The sequence below is a fragment of the Streptomyces sp. NPDC039424 genome (assembly GCF_055639495.1).
The window spans coordinates 562524-577313 of the sequence record NZ_JBVKAI010000001.1; the positions used below are offsets into that span (position 1 = coordinate 562524).

A 14790-nucleotide genomic window follows, 5' to 3' on the forward strand; every position below is an offset into this window, starting at 1 on the left:
TGCCGCCTCCCGCCCGTGCGTCATCCGACGTCTTGGCCATCAGATGTCTTCGACTCTACGGGCGGGGTCTGACAACCGGCTCCGGCGACCGGCCGGAGCAGGGGCCAGGGGGTCAGGGAACGGTGCGGGAGACGACGTACACCATCGGGAAGGCGGGGTCGGCGAGGTTCACGACCACATCCTGAGTGGGCGCCGGGTTCTTCTGCTTGTGGGTGAGGCCCCACCACGGGCCGGGTCCCGTGAACGTCCAGCCGGTGATCTTCCGGTCACGGGCGCCGATGCTGATCTCGCCCTTCTCCAGGTCGTCCCGGCTCACCTCCATGCCCTCCAGGAAGCTGTCCAGGCCGGCGGTGTTGGTCCGGAACTGCACGTAGAGGCGGCTGGTCTTCCAGTTGTTCGTCTCGTAGTAGGCGATCTGGTCGGCCGGGTGCGGGACGGGCACCTCGTACAGACGGCGCTGCACCTTCGACGGCCAGCCCGCGCTGAGGCCGGTCGCCGAGTACTTCTGCTCCTTGTCCTTGCCGCTGTCGCGGCTCTGGTTGGCGGAGATCACCAGGTATCCGGCCGGGACGCCGATGAGCAGCACGATGATCAGCAGGGTCAGCGCGCGGCGGCGGGCCTTGTGCCGCGGGTCCTCGGGCGGGCGGTGCGGCTCGTCCGGGGGCGCGGCCTGGCGGGGCAGCGACGCGGTCACGCGGTGTCCTGGGCGCGGCGGGACTCGGCGTACCGCTCGTAGCGCTCGTAGCGCTCCACCCGGCGCCGCTTGGCGCGCCGGAAGCGACGGGCGACCAGGCGGGCCAGGTCGGCGGCGCCGACCATGCCCGCCTCCGGGCCGAGCTGGGCGCGGGTGATGCGGGCCTCGGGGCGGTAGCCGCGGCCGGTGAGGTGGCGCTTGAAGGCGTCCCGGGCCGGGCCGATCAGCAGGTCGTCGGCGGCCGACACGCCGCCGCCGATGACGAAGCAGGAGGGGTCGAGGGCGGCGGCCAGGTTGGCGATGCCGACGCCGAGCCACTGGCCGATGTCCTGGAGCAGCTCGATGCACATCGCGTCGCCCTCGCGGGCCAGCTCGGTGATCATCGGGCCGGTGATGTCGCCGATGTTGCCCTTGACGTGCTCGATGATCCCGTACGCCACCGGGGAGTCGGCGGCGGCCAGCTCACGCGCCTCGCGGACCAGGGCGTTGCCGGAGCTGTACTGCTCCCAGCAGCCGCGGTTGCCGCACGGGCAGCGGTGGCCGCCGGGCACGACCTGCATATGGCCGAACTCCCCCGCGACGCCGTACTTGCCGCGCTTGACCTGGCCGTCCTCCAGGATCGCGCCGCCGATGCCGGTGCCCAGCGTGATCATGACGAGGTGGTCCTCGCCGCGGCCGGCACCGAAGCGCCACTCGGCCCAGGCTGCGGTGTTGGCGTCGTTGTCCACCAGGACGGGCACGGACAGGCGGCCGGAGAGGCGGTCCCTGAGCGGTTCGTTGCGCCAGGACAGGTGCGGCGCGAACAGCACGCGGTTGCGGTCGGCGTCGACCCAGCCGGCCGCGCCGATGCCGACCGCGTGCACGTCGTGCCGGTCGGACAGGTCCAGGACCAGTTCGGCGATGGTGTCCTCGACGACCTTCGGGCTCTTGGACTTGTCCGGGGTCTCCGTGCGGACCTTCTCCAGGATGTTGCCGTCGGCGTCCACGACGCCCGCCATGACCTTGGTGCCGCCGATGTCGATGCCGACCGTCGGCACCCGGGGTGCGGTCAGGAGCGAGCGGCGCTCCCGGGTGCCGGCCGTGCGCAGGACGGTGGCTCGGCGGGAGCCTATGGGGGCGGTGAGGTCGCGGTAGGTGCTCATCGCGCCCGATTCTGCCTCACGCGGCGTCGCGATGCCGTACGGGGGAGCGATGGCGCAGGGCGCGGCCCGCGCCCCTCAGGCCCCCCGCAGTTCGTGGCGTAGATCGTCCAGATCGCTTCCGCCCGCCATCTGCCGGGTCAGCTCGTCCAATGTGATCTCGTCCCGCAGATGACTGCCCACCATGGTCCCCCGCCTCAGGAGGACGAACCGGTTCCCCACGAGGTACGCGTGATGCGGGTTGTGGGTGATCAACACAACACCCAGCCCCTCGTCCCGTGCCGCCGCCACATACTTCAGCACCACTCCGGACTGCTTCACCCCGAGCGCCGCCGTCGGCTCGTCCAGGACGAGGACCTTCGCGCCGAAGTACACCGCCCGGGCGATGGCCACGCACTGGCGTTCGCCGCCGGACAGGGTGCCGATGGGCTGGTCCACGTCACGCAGGTCGATGCCCATGCGGAGCAGTTCGGCACGGGTCGTACGGCGCATGAGATCGATGTCCAAGCGTCTGAAGGGGCCCACGCCCTTCCGGGGTTCCGAGCCCAGGAAGAAGTTGCGCCAGACCGGCATCAGGGGGACGACGGCCAGGTCCTGGTAGACGGTGGCGATGCCGCGGTCCAGGGCCTCGCGCGGGGAGGACAGGGTCGTCTCCTCGCCCTCGACGCGCAGTACGCCCCCGTCGTGCCGGTGCAGTCCGGCGACGATCTTGATCAAGGTTGACTTGCCGGCGCCGTTGTCGCCGAGGACGCAGGTGATCTCGCCCGCGTGGACCGCCAGGGAGACTCCTTCGAGGGCGCGGACGTTGCCGTAGTGCTTGCTGACGTCGGTCAGCTCGACGAGCGTCACTTGGTGACCTCCGCGCGCTTGCGGACCCAGGCGTTGAGCAGGGTCGCGAGGAGCAGCATCGCTCCCAGGAAGAACTTGAACCAGTCGGGGTTCCACTCGGCGAAGACGATGCCCTTGCTCGTCATGCCGAACAGGAGGGCGCCGACCGCCGAGCCGACCGCGCTGCCGTGGCCGCCGGTGATCAGGCAGCCGCCGATCACGGCCGCGATGATGTAGGTCAACTCGTTGCCGACGCCCTCGCCGGACTGGACGACGTCATAACTGAACAGCAGGTGCTGACCGCAGATCCATGCGCCGAGGGCGACGCCCATGTAGAGGCCGATCCGGGTCCTGTCGACCGGGACGCCGACCGCGCGGGCCGCGTCCTTGTTGCCTCCGACCGCGAAGATCCAGTTGCCGGCACGGGTGCGCAGCAGGATCCAGGAGGCCACCGCGACCAGCGCGAACCACCACAGGATGGTGACCTTGAAGTCGACGCCGCCGACGGTGAGGGTCGAGGCGAAGACGGCGCGGGCGCTCGGGAAGCCCTCCATGTCCGCGATGGTCTTCGTCGACACCGTGCCGTCGATCAGCTTGGTGAGGCCGAGGTTCATACCGGTCAGCATCAGGAAGGTGCCGAGGGTGACGATGAAGCTGGGCAGCCCGGTGCGGGTGAGCACGAAGCCGTTGAAGGCGCCGATCGCCAGGGTGACCAGCAGGGACACCCCCACCCCGACCCAGGTGACGGCCGTCAGTTGGTAGCTGAACATCGAGGAGACCAGCGCCGAGGAGGTCACCAGGACGCCCGCGGACAGGTCGAACTCGCCGCCGATCATCAGCAGCGCGACCGGCACCGCCATGATGCCGATCACCGAGGACGCGTACAGGACGGTGCTGAGTCCGGCGGCGTGCAGGAAGCCGTCGGCGGCGAGGGCGAAGAAGAGGAAGACGGCGATCGCGCCGACGACCGAGCCGAGTTCGGGACGGGAGAGGAGCTTCCGCAGCCGGGAACTCTGCAGAATCCTTTCGTCAGCGGCCCGTTCCATGGTGGCGCTCATCGGGTGCCCCGCTCGGTGTACTCCTCCAGCGCGGACGCCTGGCTCCTGGTGACGATCTGCGGGCCGGTGAGCACCGGCTTGCCGCCGCCCAGGACGTCGCCGTTGTACTTGTAGAGCCACAGCAGGTCCACGGCCTGGTAGCCCTGGAGGTAGGGCTGCTGGTCGACGGCGAAGCCGAGGGTGCCGTCCTTCAGTTCGGCGGCGACCTTGGCGTTGAGGTCGAAGGTGTCGACCTCGGCCTCGCTCCCCGCGCCGGCCTTCGCCTGTACGGCGGTGTCGGCGTAGGGGGCGCCGAGCGTGACGACCGTGTCGATCGCCTTGTCGGCCTGGAGTCTGGCCTCGATCGCGGACTGCACGTCGGGCATGCTGGTGCCGTTGACGTAGAGGTTGTCCACCTTGCCGTCGAAGGTCTTCGCCACGCCGGCGCAGCGCTGCTCGTGGCCGACGTTGCCCTGCTCGTGCAGGACGCACAGGGCCTTCTTTCTCCCGCGCCCGGTCAGTTCGTCGCCGACCGCCTCACCGGCGACGGTCTCGTCCTGGCCGATGTGCGCGAGCGCGCCGAAGGCCTTGGACTCCCCGGAGCCGGAGTTCACCGTGATCACCGGGATGCCGGCCTTCACGGCGCGGGCCACGGCCGCCTTCAGGGCGTCGGGCTTGGCGAGGGTGACGATGATGCCGTCGACCTTCTTGTCGACCGCCGCGTCCACGAGCTGCGCCTGCTGCTGGGCCTCGTCGTCGTGCGAGTACAGGAAGTCGATGTTGTCCTTGACCGCGGCCTGCTCGGCGCCGCTCTGCACGATGTCCCAGAAGGTGTCGCCGTCTCCCGAGTGCGTGATCATCGCGAAGGTCCAGCGGGGCGTGTTCACCGCCGCCCTGCCCTCGGCGGCCGCGGCCCTGCGGGCGTCCTCGGCCCGTTTGCCGCCGGTGCTGCTGCACCCGGCGAGGGACGCGCCCAGCGCCCCCGCCACCGCGATGCCTACCCAGGTCCGAAACCGTGCCACGAGGCCGTGCCCTTCTTGCTGTGCTCGCCAGCTGTGTCCACTGGCTGTGTTCCGACGTGCGCAAGGGGCTGCTGATGATCATCTCGGCAGCCCCAAACGCCCCATTGTGGAACACGGGGAACACACGCCTCGGGGCGGGGAGGACTCGTCGGTCACATTGTCCGGACAAGGGGCCGTGACCGGCCGCCCGGCGTCAAGGCCGCACGAGGAGCTGGAACTCGAAGGAGTAGCGCGTGGGCCGGTAGGTGTGGTCGCCGAACTCGACCGCGCGGCCGGTGTCGTCGAAGGTGGTGCGCTGCATGGTGAGCAGCGGGGCGCCCTCCGGCTCGGCCAGGCGCTCGGCCTCGGCGGCCGTGGCGCCCCGGGCGCCGATGGACTGCCGGGCGCTGTGCAGGGTGATCCCGGCGGAGCGCATCAGGCGGTACAGGCCGGTCGCCTCCAGCTGCGCGGTGTCCAGGTCGATCAGGCCGGGCGGCAGATGGTTGATCAGGTACGCCATCGGCTCCCCGTGCGCCAGCCGCAGCCGCTCGACGCGGTGCACGTCGCTGTCCTCGGCGACGCCGAGCGCCGCCGCGACCTCGGCGGACGCCGGGACGACGGTGTTGACCAGGACCCTGGTCGCGGGGCGCTGGCCGGCCGCCTCCAGGTCGTCGTAGAGGCTGCTGAGCTCCAGCGGGCGCTTGACCTGGCTGTGCACCACCTGCGTGCCGACGCCGCGGCGGCGGACGAGGAGGCCCTTGTCGACGAGGGACTGGATGGCCTGGCGGACGGTGGGCCGGGACAGGCCGAGCCGTGCGGCGAGCTCGATCTCGTTGCCCAGCAGGCTGCCGGGGGTGAGCGCGCCGTGCTCGATCGCGGCCTCCAGCTGCTGGGACAGCTGGAAGTACAAGGGCACCGGCGAGCTCCGGTCCACGCTGAGGTCGAGCGACACGGTCGGGTCCACATCTGGTTTCGGCACGGGCCGAGCGTAGCTCCGTGGCCGGTTGACGGGAAGTTGTGTAGTCCGGTTGTCCGGACATACGCATTGACAGCGTACGGGGTCGGCCCTCACTTTGTTTCCATGCGCATCGGCGTCATCGGTACGGGCCGCATCGGCACGATTCACGCGAACACGCTCAGCCGTCACCGCGAGGTCGGCTCCCTGATCCTCACGGACGCGGAGCCCGCGCGGGCCCAGGAGCTCGCGTACCGGCTCGGGGAGACGGCGGCGCCGGGGGTGGACGAGATCTTCCGGTGGGGCGTGGACGCCGTGGTCATCACGACGGCGACCTCCGCCCACGCCGAACTGATCGGTCGGGCGGCGCGCTCGGGCCTGCCGGTCTTCTGCGAGAAGCCGATCGCCCTGGACCTGCCGGGCACGCTGCAGGCGCTGGCCGAGGTGGAGGCGGCCGGCACCGTCCTGCAGATGGGTTTCCAGCGGCGCTTCGACACGGGTTACGCCGGCGCCCGCGAGGCGGTCCGTTCGGGGCGGCTCGGGCGGCTGCACACCGTGCGGGCGCTGACCTCCGACCAGTCCCCGCCACCGGCCGCGTGGCTGCCGCTGTCCGGGGGGCTGTACCGGGACACGCTGATCCACGACTTCGACGCGCTGCGCTGGGTGACGGGGCGGGAGATCGTCGACGTGTACGCGACCGGGTCGGACGCCGGACCCGCGATGTTCCGCGAGGCCGGGGACGTCGACACGGGCGCGGCCCTGCTCACCCTGGACGACGGCACGCTGGCGACGGCGACGGCGACACGGCTGAACGGCGCGGGGTACGACGTCCGCATGGAGCTCGCCGGGGAGCTGGACCAGATCGTGGTGGGCCTGGACGACCGTACGCCCATCGCGTCCACCGAGCCGACCGGGCCCCCGGCCGCGGACAAGCCGTGGACCGGCTTCCTGGAGCGCTTCGGGCCCGCCTACGAGGCCGAACTGTGCGCCTTCGTCGACGTCCTCCACGGCCAGCGGACCAACCCGTGCGACGGCCGCGAGGCCCTCCAGGCCCTGCGCGTCGCCGAGGCCTGCGAACTGTCCCGCCGGGAGCACCGGCCGGTGCGCCTGGCCGAGATCCCGGGCGGGGCGGCGTCGGCGCTCGGCTGAGCGGCCTCCGCAGGCGCGCGGAAGTCCGGCGGACACGCCTCGCCCCGCGGCCCGTCGTGGGGGGATGGGGGGACCGCGGGGCGAGGGTTGTGCGTAGGGCGGTTCTGGGGGGTGCGGTGCTCAGCAGCCGAAGTCGATCAGGTCGAACGTGGCGTAGTGGTCCGCGGTGTAGTAGTCCTCCTGGTACTCCTCACCGGTGACGATGCGCCGCGCACCGCGCGTGGAGGAGCCGGGGGTCTTCACCGTGTACTCGTGGTAGTAGCCGGTCGACTGCGAGGGCAGGACGCGTTCCCGGTTCTGGAACACGACCCCGTCCTGCGAGTACGGGAACGGACCGCCCTGGTCGATGAGGTCCAGGGTGTCGTACGCCTGCGACGGCAGGTCGCCGTAGCAGATGCTGCCGACGGACGTGGCGGCGGCGTCCGCCGTGGTGGCGGAGACGGTGCCGCCCACGAGGAGGGCGGACAGGAGGGCGGCGGCGGCGCCGACGCGGGTGGCGCGTGGGGGGAATCTCATGCCCTCATGATGACGCGCGTAGACGATGGCATGTCAATGACAAGTTCGAGGAATTTCCCGTCAAGTCCGATGAGTTTTCGGGAAGTTAACCTGCGGCCCGCCTTCCCCACGCGGTTCCGCGTGATCTCGGGCTAGGGCCTGTCCGGCGGATCAGGTCGCAGGAAACGGGCGGCGCCTCATCGGCGCTGGTGAGCCCCGCGTCTGCGGCATGAGCCGCCGGACAGGCCCTAGGCGTTTTCGGGGAGCTCGTACGAGCCGTAGGCCGGCCGTCCGGCCAGGTCGTACGACTGGATGGAGACGCCGGCGGCGGTGACACGGCCGCCGGTGTGCTTGAAGGCGGTCGGCACGGCGCCCTCGGTGAACAGGCGGCGGCCGGCGCCGAGCACCACCGGGAAGGTCAGCAGGTGGAGCCGGTCGACGAGGTCGAGCGCGAACAGGGAGCGGAGGAGGGCGCCGCTGCCGTGCACCTGCAGCTCGCCGTCGGTGCGTTCCTTCAGTTCGGGGACCTCCTTGGCGAGGTCGCCGCCGATCACGGTGGTGCCGGCCCAGTCGGGGTCGGTGAGGGTCGACGAGGCGACGTACTTCGGCAGCGCGTTCAGCTTGCCGGCGACCGGGTCGGCGGGGTCGGTCACCTTCGGCCAGAACGAGGCGAAGATGTCGTACGTACGGCGGCCGAGGAGGAACGCGCCGACGCCGTCGAACACCTCGCCCATGAACCGGCCGAAGTCGTCGTCGCCGTACGGAAAGCTCCAGCCGCCCTGGCTGAAGCCGCCGCTGGGGTCCTCCTGGGGGCCGCCGGGTGCCTGGTAGACGCCGTCGAGGGTGACGAAGACGGTCGAGACGAGCCTGCCCATGGCGGGTACCTGCTTTCCGGTGCGGGGGCTGTTGTCATCACCTCAGACCCCGCGGGCCCCCGCAATTCATCGCCTCACCCGGCGTGGGTCGAGAAGAGGCCGCCCGTCGGCCCCTGCTTGTCGCCGCCCTGCGCCTTCTTCAGAGCACCCGCGAGGCCCTCGATGGTGAGGGACTGCAGGATGACCCGGCCGCTGCCCTCCAGGGTGGCCAGGGAGAGGCCCTCACCGCCGAAGACGGCGTTCATGAGCCCTTGGCGGTTGAGGCCGCCGACGCGCTGGACGCCGTACCGGATGCCCTCCTCGAAGGCGACCACGCAGCCGGTGTCGACCTCGATCCGGCCCCCGAAGTCGGCCGGGTCGAGGTCGATGAAGTTGCCCGCGCCGGCGATGATCACCGTGCCGTACCCGGTGAACTTCTCCAGGACGAAGCCCTCGCCGCCGCTCATGCCGGTGCGGCCGCCCTGGAAGGCGATACCGAAGTCGACGGTGGACTCGGCGGCGACGAAGGCGTCCTTCTCGGCGAACCACGCGCGCGTGCCGTCCAGCTCCAGGGCGCGCATCTCGCCGGGCAGCACGCCCGCGAAGCCGACGGTGCCCTCGCCGCCCTGGGCGGTGAAGTACTGGAACGCCAGCGACTCGCCGGCCAGCACGCGCTGGCCGACCTGCATGGCGGTGCCCATGGCCTGGCGGAGCATGCCGCCCATGCCGCCGCCCGAGCCGCCGCCCGGCTGCCCGCCACCGTTGTCCGACGGGCCGGACAGCCGTGTCTCCATGGTCACGTTCGTCGTCTTGAACAGGAACTTCCCGGCCTCGCAGTACACGGTCTGGCCGGGGCTGAGGTTGACGACCGCCATCTGCATGGCGTTGCCGACGATGTCTTGCTGAAGGGTCACGAGGGGGGAACGCCGGAGGTGGAGGGAAGAGTTCCGGTCACCTGAGCTCGGTGTCCGTTCGCCGCCGGTGACCGCCCTTCGGGGCCGCTGGAATGGACCCATGAACACGACACCCATGAACACGGCTCACGGAACCCTGAACGGCAAGGTGGCCCTGGTGACCGGCGGCAGCCGGGGCATCGGCGCGGCGACGGCGCTGCGGCTCGCGCGGGAGGGCGCGGACGTGGCCGTCACCTACGTGAACGGCAAGGAGGCGGCCGACGACGTCGTACGGGCCGTCGAGGCGCTCGGGCGCCGGGCGGTGGCGCTGCGCGCGGACTCGGCGGACGCGGACGAGGCGGCGGGCGCGGTGGAGCGGGCGGCACGGGAACTGGGCGGGCTGGACGTGCTGGTGAACAATGTGGGGGTGGGGGTCCTCGGCCCGCTGGAGAGTCTGACGCCGGACGAGGTCGACCGGGTCCTCGCCGTCAATGTGCGCGGCGTGTTCCTCGCCTCCCGGGCGGCGGCCGCGCGGATGCCGGCCGGGGGCCGGATCATCACGATCGGTACGTGTATGACGCAGCGGGTGCCGGGGGCCGGTGGGACGCTCTACGCGATGAGCAAGTCGGCGCTGATCGGGCTGACGAAGGCGCTGGCCCGGGAGCTGGGGCCGCGCGGGATCACGGCGAACATCGTCCATCCCGGCCCCATCGACACGGACATGAATCCGGCGGACGGGCCGTACGCGCAGGGGCAGGCCGCCATGACGGCACTGGGGCGGTTCGGCACGGCCGGGGAGGTGGCGGCGACGGTCGCCCATCTGGCGGGGGCCGCCTACATCACGGGCGCGGAGTTCGCCGTGGACGGCGGGCACGCGGCCTGAGCCCTCGGGCGGCCGGGCCGGTGCGCGGCGCGGGTGCGTCACGGCTCGGGTCCCCGGGGGATGCCGCTCCCGGGGCCTTGGGCTGTGGTTCTCGGGTCAGCCGCCCAGCTCCCGATGGCGCGCCGCCAGCTCCGCCGCCCCCTGTTCCGTCAGCGAGCCGAACAGCCGCAGCCGGGAGATGCCTCCGTCCGGGAATATGTCCACGCGCGCGTGGGTGCCGACGGCCGGGGCCGGGAGGACGAAGCGGTGGTTGGTGTCGGGCTGGAGGCGGGTGCGGGGCAGGATCTCGTGCCACCGGCCGTCCTCGCCGTCCCTGACCGACACCGAGGCCCAGCCCGCGCTGTTGCCCTTGAGGTAGGCCGTGTCGATCTCCAGGGCCCGGATGCGGGCCTGCGCGGCCAGCCGGTAGCGGATCCAGTCGTTGCCCCGGTCGCGGCGGCGGCGGGTCTCCCAGCCGTCGTCCATCTTGTGGGAGCGGCCCGGCTGGATGGTGTTGGTGGCCGGTGAGTAGAACCGGTCCGAGGCGTCCTCGACCCGGCCGCCGCTCTCCAGGGCGACCACGTCGAAGGTGCCGAGGGCCGCCAGCCACCGCGGGTCGGGGACGACCTCGCCGTACACGCGCAGGCGCGCGATGCCGCCGTCGGGGTGCTGCTTGACCCGCAGGTGCGTGAAGCACTGCTCCACGGAGACGCGGAAACCGTTCGCCGCGTGGCCGCCGACCGGCGTGCGCGGGACCAGCGTGGTCCACTTGACGTCGCCGGAGAGCAGTTCCCCGGGCGAGGGGGAGCCGGGCACCGCGGTGCCCTCGACCGTCACGGCCTGCGGGTAATTGCCCCGGAAGTGGGCGGTGTCGACGATGATGCCCCGGATGACGCCGGGCGCGCCGAGGCGGACCAGCGCCCAGTCGTGGTCCTCGGCGGTGGGCCAGGGGTGCTCGGCCGAGGTGCCACGGCGGCGGCGGGTCTCCCAGCCGTCCATGATCTTGCCCTTGTGCCCGAAGTGCTCGGGGTCGAACTCGGCCCGCCCGGGCAGCAGCATGTTCTCGCGCTCGGCGAAGAACTCGTCGCCCGCGGCGATGACACCGGCGCCGAGCCGCCGGTCGGCGAGGTCGGTGTGGTGGGTGAAGGGGAACTCGGCGGTGCGGTAGTCCGCGTACGGGTCACCCCCTCCGTAGGGGTTCGCGTCGCCGGTGAAACGGGGAATCGCCGTCACGGTGATCAGGTCTTCCTCTCGGGGTCGGCCGCCGCGGGTGCGCGAGCAGAGGTCAGTGGGGCCGGGTGAGCAGCCGCCCCCTGGGCGCGGTGAACTCGCCGTCCGCCATGATGCGCTCGCCGCGCAGCCAGGTGGACTTCACGACGCCCGCGAGGGTCCGGCCCGCGTACGCCGTGACGCGGTTGCGGTGCTGGAGGGCGGCCGGGTCGACGGTGAACGTCTCCTCGGGGGCGAGGACGGCGAAGTCGGCGTCGCGGCCCGGCGCGATGGCCCCCTTGCGGTCCAGGCCGGCCAGCCCGGCCGTACGCGTCGACATCCAGCGGACCACGTCCTCCAGGCCGTGCCCGCGTCGGCGGGCCTCGGTCCACACGGCGGCCAGGCTCAGCTGGAGTCCGGAGATGCCGCCCCAGGCGGTGGCGAAGTCGTCGGTCTTCAGGTCGGCGGTGGAGGGCGAGTGGTCGGTCACCACACAGTCGATGGTGCCGTCGGCCAGCGCCTGCCACAGCAGGTCCTGGTTGGCGGCCTCGCGGATGGGCGGGCAGCACTTGAACTCGCTGGCGCCGTCCGGGACTTCCTCGGCGGTCAGGGTGAGGTAGTGCGGGCAGGTCTCGACCGTGACGCGGACGCCCTCCGCCTTCGCGGCGGCGATCAGGGGCAGCGCGTCGCTGGAGGACAGGTGCAGTACGTGCACGCGCGCGTGCAGACGCCTGGCCTGGGCGATGAGGCTCGCGACGGCGGTGTCCTCGGCGCGGCGCGGCCGGGAGGCGAGGAAGTCGGCGTATCGGGGGCCGCCGTGCCGGGGGGCCGCGTCGAGGTGGCGGGGGTCCTCGGCGTGGGCGATCAGCAGGCCGCCGAACCCGGCGATCTCGGCCAGCGACCGGGCGAGCTGATCCTGGTCGAGGTGCGGGAACTCGTCCACGCCGGACGGGGAGAGGAAGGCCTTGAAGCCGAAGACCCCGGCCTCGTGCAGGGGGCGCAGGTCCTTGACGTTGCCGGGGAGGGCGCCGCCCCAGAAGCCGACGTCGATGTGCGCCTTGTCGGCGGCGACCCGCCGCTTCGTCCGCAGGTGGTCGACGGTCGTGGTCGGCGGGAGGGAGTTGAGCGGCATGTCGACGAGGGTGGTGATGCCGCCGGCCGCCGCCGCGCGGGTGGCGGTCCAGAAGCCCTCCCACTCGGTGCGTCCGGGGTCGTTGACGTGGACGTGGGTGTCGACCAGGCCGGGCAGCAGGACGTGGTCGCCGAGGTCCTCCAGGCGGGCGCTCCCGGGTACGGGCGCGTCGTACGGCAGGACGGCCCCGATCGTCCCGGCGGACACCGTGACCGAGGCGGCGCGTGTCCCCTCCGGGGTGATCACGCGCGTGGAGCGCAGCACCAGTTCAGCGTCGGACACCCGGACCCCTCTCTCATGCCGCCGTCTTACATCCGGGAAACGGGATTTACATCCACGTAACGGAATTCAACGTTCTGTTGAAGGAGTCTTCACTCCCGATTCCCCGGCGTCAAGGGCACACTTCTCTCCAGCGGCCCGAGGCCACCACTCTGGACCTTTCCACGAAGCGGAATTACGATTCCAGTAGGCAGAACGTAGCTACGTACGAGCAGGGAGTCAACCGGCTCCCCGGTAGGCTTTGGCCCTTCCCGCCTGTCCCGAAAGGAACGCGCCGTGCCGACGTCCAGCGCCAGCACCACCAAGTCCGCCAACGGCGGCGGGGTCCAGTCCCTCGAGCGCGCCTTCGACCTGCTCGAGCGGATGGCGGACGCGGGCGGCGAGGTCGGCCTCAGCGAGCTCTCGGCGAGCAGCGGACTGCCGCTGCCCACCATCCACCGCCTGATGCGCACCCTGGTGGCCTGCGGGTACGTACGCCAGCAGACCAACCGGCGCTACGCCCTCGGCCCGCGCCTGATCCGCCTGGGCGAGTCGGCCTCCCGGCTGCTGGGCACCTGGGCCCGCCCCTACCTCGCCCGCCTGGTCGAGGAGACCGGCGAGACGGCGAACATGGCGCTGCTGGACGGGGACGAGATCGTGTACGTGGCGCAGGTGCCGTCCAAGCACTCGATGCGCATGTTCACCGAGGTCGGCCGGCGCGTCCTGCCGCACTCCACGGGCGTGGGCAAGGCCCTGCTGGCAGGCGCCCCGGACGAGGAGGTGCGCGCCCTGCTCGCCCGTACCGGCATGCCCGCCGCGACCGAGAAGACGATCACCACGCCGGAGGGCTTCCTGGCCGCCCTGGCGGAGGTGCGCCGCCAGGGCTACGCGGTCGACGACAACGAGCAGGAGATAGGGGTCCGCTGCCTTGCGGTCTCGGTACCCGACTCCCCCACCGCCGCCGCCATCTCGATCTCCGGCCCGGCCGGCCGGGTCACCGAGACGGCCACCGAGAAGATCGTGCCGGTGCTGCGGCAGGTGGCGGTGGAGCTGTCGCAGGCGCTGGCCGGCACGGGCGGCTGACCGGGCCCGGGCGTCAGCCGCGCGGCGGCTCCCCGAACAGGTACACGGCGTCACGGACCTCCGACAGGCCCGGCGCGAGGGCGCTGACGGACCCGATCGCGCCCGCGATCAGTAACAGGGAGCGGCGCAGCCGCGGGATCTCGGGGAGCCCCCCGGACGTCATCGCGGCCAGCGCCGCCAGCTCGTCCTCGGCGATCGCCCGGTCGGGGAACTCCGCCGGATGCGCGGCGAGTTCACGGCGCAGCCGGGAGACCGCGGTCCGCAGTCCCGTCACCCTCGGATCCTCGTCGCTGCCGGTGACCGGCCTCTGCCCCAAGCTCCGCAACACAGCCCTCCCCCTCGCACTCCCGTCGTGCGCCCGCGCTTCCCGATCCCCCGGCGCACGCCCCCCGTGACACTGGTCGGGCGCCGGGGACGCGGGCCAGTAAACGCCACCCGGTGCGGGGTGCGCCACAGTGCGGACCGAAATTCAGCCCCCGGAAACCGGCCGCTCCGCTCGCCGTCGGGTATGCAGGACGCATGACGGACAACCACCACCTGATCGCCGGGCTGCTCCTCGCCGCCGGCGGCGGAAGACGGCTCGGCGGACGGCCCAAGGCGCTGCTGGAACACCGGGGGCGGCCCCTGGTGGAACACGCGGCCGCAGTGCTGCGGGCGGCCGGCTGCGAGCGCGTGCACGTGGTGCTCGGGGCCCGCGCGGACGCCGTACGGGAGCGGGCGGAGCTGGCCGGATGCGTGCTCGTCGACAACCCGGAGTGGGAACAGGGCATGGGCGCCTCGCTGCGGGCGGGGCTGGACTCGCTCGCCGGCACCGGCGCGCGGGCGGCGCTGGTCCTGCTCGTCGACCAGCCGGGCATCGGGGCCGAGGCGGTGGGGCGGGTGCTCGCCGCGTACCGCGACGAGGCCTCCCTCGTCTCGGCCGCGTACGAGGGGGTGCGCGGTCACCCGGTCCTGCTCGGCGCGGCGCACTGGGCGGGCGTCGCGGCGACGGCCACCGGCGACCGGGGGGCCCGCGCGTATCTGAGGGAGCACCGGGAGGGGATCACGCTCGTCGAGTGCGGTGACGTGGCGCGGCCCTACGACATCGACACGGAGGCCGACCTCGTCCACCTCGTCCGTTTCGAGTGAGATCGACAAACCTGGAGCGAGATCAACAAACCATTGAACTTCCACGATGAGGAAACTATTATCCACTGACCAG

The 14790-nt window shown here is 72.0% G+C and carries 16 protein-coding genes; 4 read left to right on the forward strand and 12 right to left on the reverse strand.

What is annotated here, in order from left to right; all coding sequences use genetic code 11:
* Positions 1-112 precede the first annotated feature (112 nt).
* The 6 genes from ACZ7L0_RS02600 to ACZ7L0_RS02625 all read right to left on the reverse strand — a co-directional run bounded on the left by ACZ7L0_RS02600 (position 113) and on the right by ACZ7L0_RS02625 (position 5651).
* Positions 113-694 carry a sugar kinase gene (locus ACZ7L0_RS02600; protein ID WP_471240545.1) on the reverse strand — a complete coding sequence of 194 codons (582 nt, stop codon included), beginning with the start codon at positions 692-694 and terminating at the stop codon, positions 113-115.
* Positions 691-1836 (reverse strand): ROK family glucokinase, encoded by a 1146-nt coding sequence (locus tag ACZ7L0_RS02605; RefSeq protein WP_471240546.1) that lies wholly within the window; start codon positions 1834-1836, stop codon positions 691-693. The genes ACZ7L0_RS02600 and ACZ7L0_RS02605 overlap by 4 nt, the downstream gene beginning before the upstream one ends.
* A gap of 75 nt (positions 1837-1911) precedes the next feature.
* Positions 1912-2682: an ATP-binding cassette domain-containing protein gene (locus tag ACZ7L0_RS02610; protein ID WP_471240547.1), complete on the reverse strand. Its 771-nt coding sequence runs from the start codon at positions 2680-2682 to the stop codon at positions 1912-1914.
* The gene (locus tag ACZ7L0_RS02615; protein ID WP_471240548.1) at positions 2679-3719 is read right to left on the reverse strand and encodes an ABC transporter permease; all 1041 of its coding nucleotides are present in this window, start codon (positions 3717-3719) and stop codon (positions 2679-2681) included. Before ACZ7L0_RS02615 ends, ACZ7L0_RS02610 begins: the two co-directional genes overlap by 4 nt.
* Entirely contained in the window at positions 3716-4720 is a 1005-nt protein-coding gene (locus tag ACZ7L0_RS02620; protein WP_471240549.1) for a sugar ABC transporter substrate-binding protein, read from the reverse strand. The genes ACZ7L0_RS02615 and ACZ7L0_RS02620 overlap by 4 nt, the downstream gene beginning before the upstream one ends.
* 193 nt (positions 4721-4913) lie before the next feature.
* Positions 4914-5651, reverse strand: a complete 738-nt coding sequence (locus tag ACZ7L0_RS02625; protein WP_471240969.1) for a GntR family transcriptional regulator — start codon at positions 5649-5651, stop codon at positions 4914-4916.
* A 129-nt stretch (positions 5652-5780) separates the two neighbouring features.
* Here ACZ7L0_RS02625 and ACZ7L0_RS02630 point away from each other — a divergent pair, with 129 nt between their 5' ends.
* A complete protein-coding gene (locus ACZ7L0_RS02630; protein WP_471240550.1) occupies positions 5781-6803 on the forward strand; it encodes a Gfo/Idh/MocA family protein in 1023 nt (340 codons plus the stop codon).
* Between the two features lie 120 nt (positions 6804-6923).
* Here the strand turns inward: ACZ7L0_RS02630 and ACZ7L0_RS02635 are convergent, their stop codons facing one another.
* From ACZ7L0_RS02635 to ACZ7L0_RS02645, 3 genes are all read right to left on the reverse strand, one after another.
* Complete coding sequence (locus ACZ7L0_RS02635; RefSeq protein ID WP_471240551.1) at positions 6924-7319, reverse strand: guanyl-specific ribonuclease; 396 nt, start codon at positions 7317-7319, stop codon at positions 6924-6926.
* Between the two features lie 227 nt (positions 7320-7546).
* Positions 7547-8173 carry a dihydrofolate reductase family protein gene (locus ACZ7L0_RS02640; protein ID WP_471240552.1) on the reverse strand — a complete coding sequence of 209 codons (627 nt, stop codon included), beginning with the start codon at positions 8171-8173 and terminating at the stop codon, positions 7547-7549.
* A gap of 74 nt (positions 8174-8247) precedes the next feature.
* Positions 8248-9066, reverse strand: a complete 819-nt coding sequence (locus ACZ7L0_RS02645; RefSeq protein WP_471240553.1) for an AIM24 family protein — start codon at positions 9064-9066, stop codon at positions 8248-8250.
* 115 nt (positions 9067-9181) lie between these two features.
* Between ACZ7L0_RS02645 and ACZ7L0_RS02650 the strand changes: the two genes are divergently transcribed.
* The gene (locus ACZ7L0_RS02650) at positions 9182-9928 is read left to right on the forward strand and encodes an SDR family oxidoreductase (RefSeq protein ID WP_471240970.1); all 747 of its coding nucleotides are present in this window, start codon (positions 9182-9184) and stop codon (positions 9926-9928) included.
* 96 nt (positions 9929-10024) lie between these two features.
* Here ACZ7L0_RS02650 and alc read toward each other — a convergent pair whose 3' ends face one another.
* Together alc and allB are read right to left on the reverse strand one after the other, a co-directional pair.
* The gene (alc, locus tag ACZ7L0_RS02655; RefSeq protein ID WP_471240554.1) at positions 10025-11140 is read right to left on the reverse strand and encodes an allantoicase; all 1116 of its coding nucleotides are present in this window, start codon (positions 11138-11140) and stop codon (positions 10025-10027) included.
* A gap of 52 nt (positions 11141-11192) precedes the next feature.
* Positions 11193-12530, reverse strand: a complete 1338-nt coding sequence (allB, locus tag ACZ7L0_RS02660; RefSeq protein ID WP_471240555.1) for an allantoinase AllB — start codon at positions 12528-12530, stop codon at positions 11193-11195.
* 273 nt (positions 12531-12803) lie between these two features.
* On the opposite strand from allB, the gene ACZ7L0_RS02665 reads away from it, so the two are divergent.
* The gene (locus ACZ7L0_RS02665) at positions 12804-13589 is read left to right on the forward strand and encodes an IclR family transcriptional regulator (RefSeq protein WP_471240556.1); all 786 of its coding nucleotides are present in this window, start codon (positions 12804-12806) and stop codon (positions 13587-13589) included.
* A gap of 13 nt (positions 13590-13602) precedes the next feature.
* On the opposite strand, the gene ACZ7L0_RS02670 is transcribed toward ACZ7L0_RS02665, so the two are convergent.
* A complete protein-coding gene (locus ACZ7L0_RS02670) occupies positions 13603-13917 on the reverse strand; it encodes a DUF5955 family protein (protein WP_471240557.1) in 315 nt (104 codons plus the stop codon).
* A 191-nt stretch (positions 13918-14108) separates the two neighbouring features.
* On the opposite strand from ACZ7L0_RS02670, the gene ACZ7L0_RS02675 reads away from it, so the two are divergent.
* Complete coding sequence (locus ACZ7L0_RS02675; RefSeq protein ID WP_471240558.1) at positions 14109-14717, forward strand: nucleotidyltransferase family protein; 609 nt, start codon at positions 14109-14111, stop codon at positions 14715-14717.
* Positions 14718-14790 lie beyond the last annotated feature (73 nt).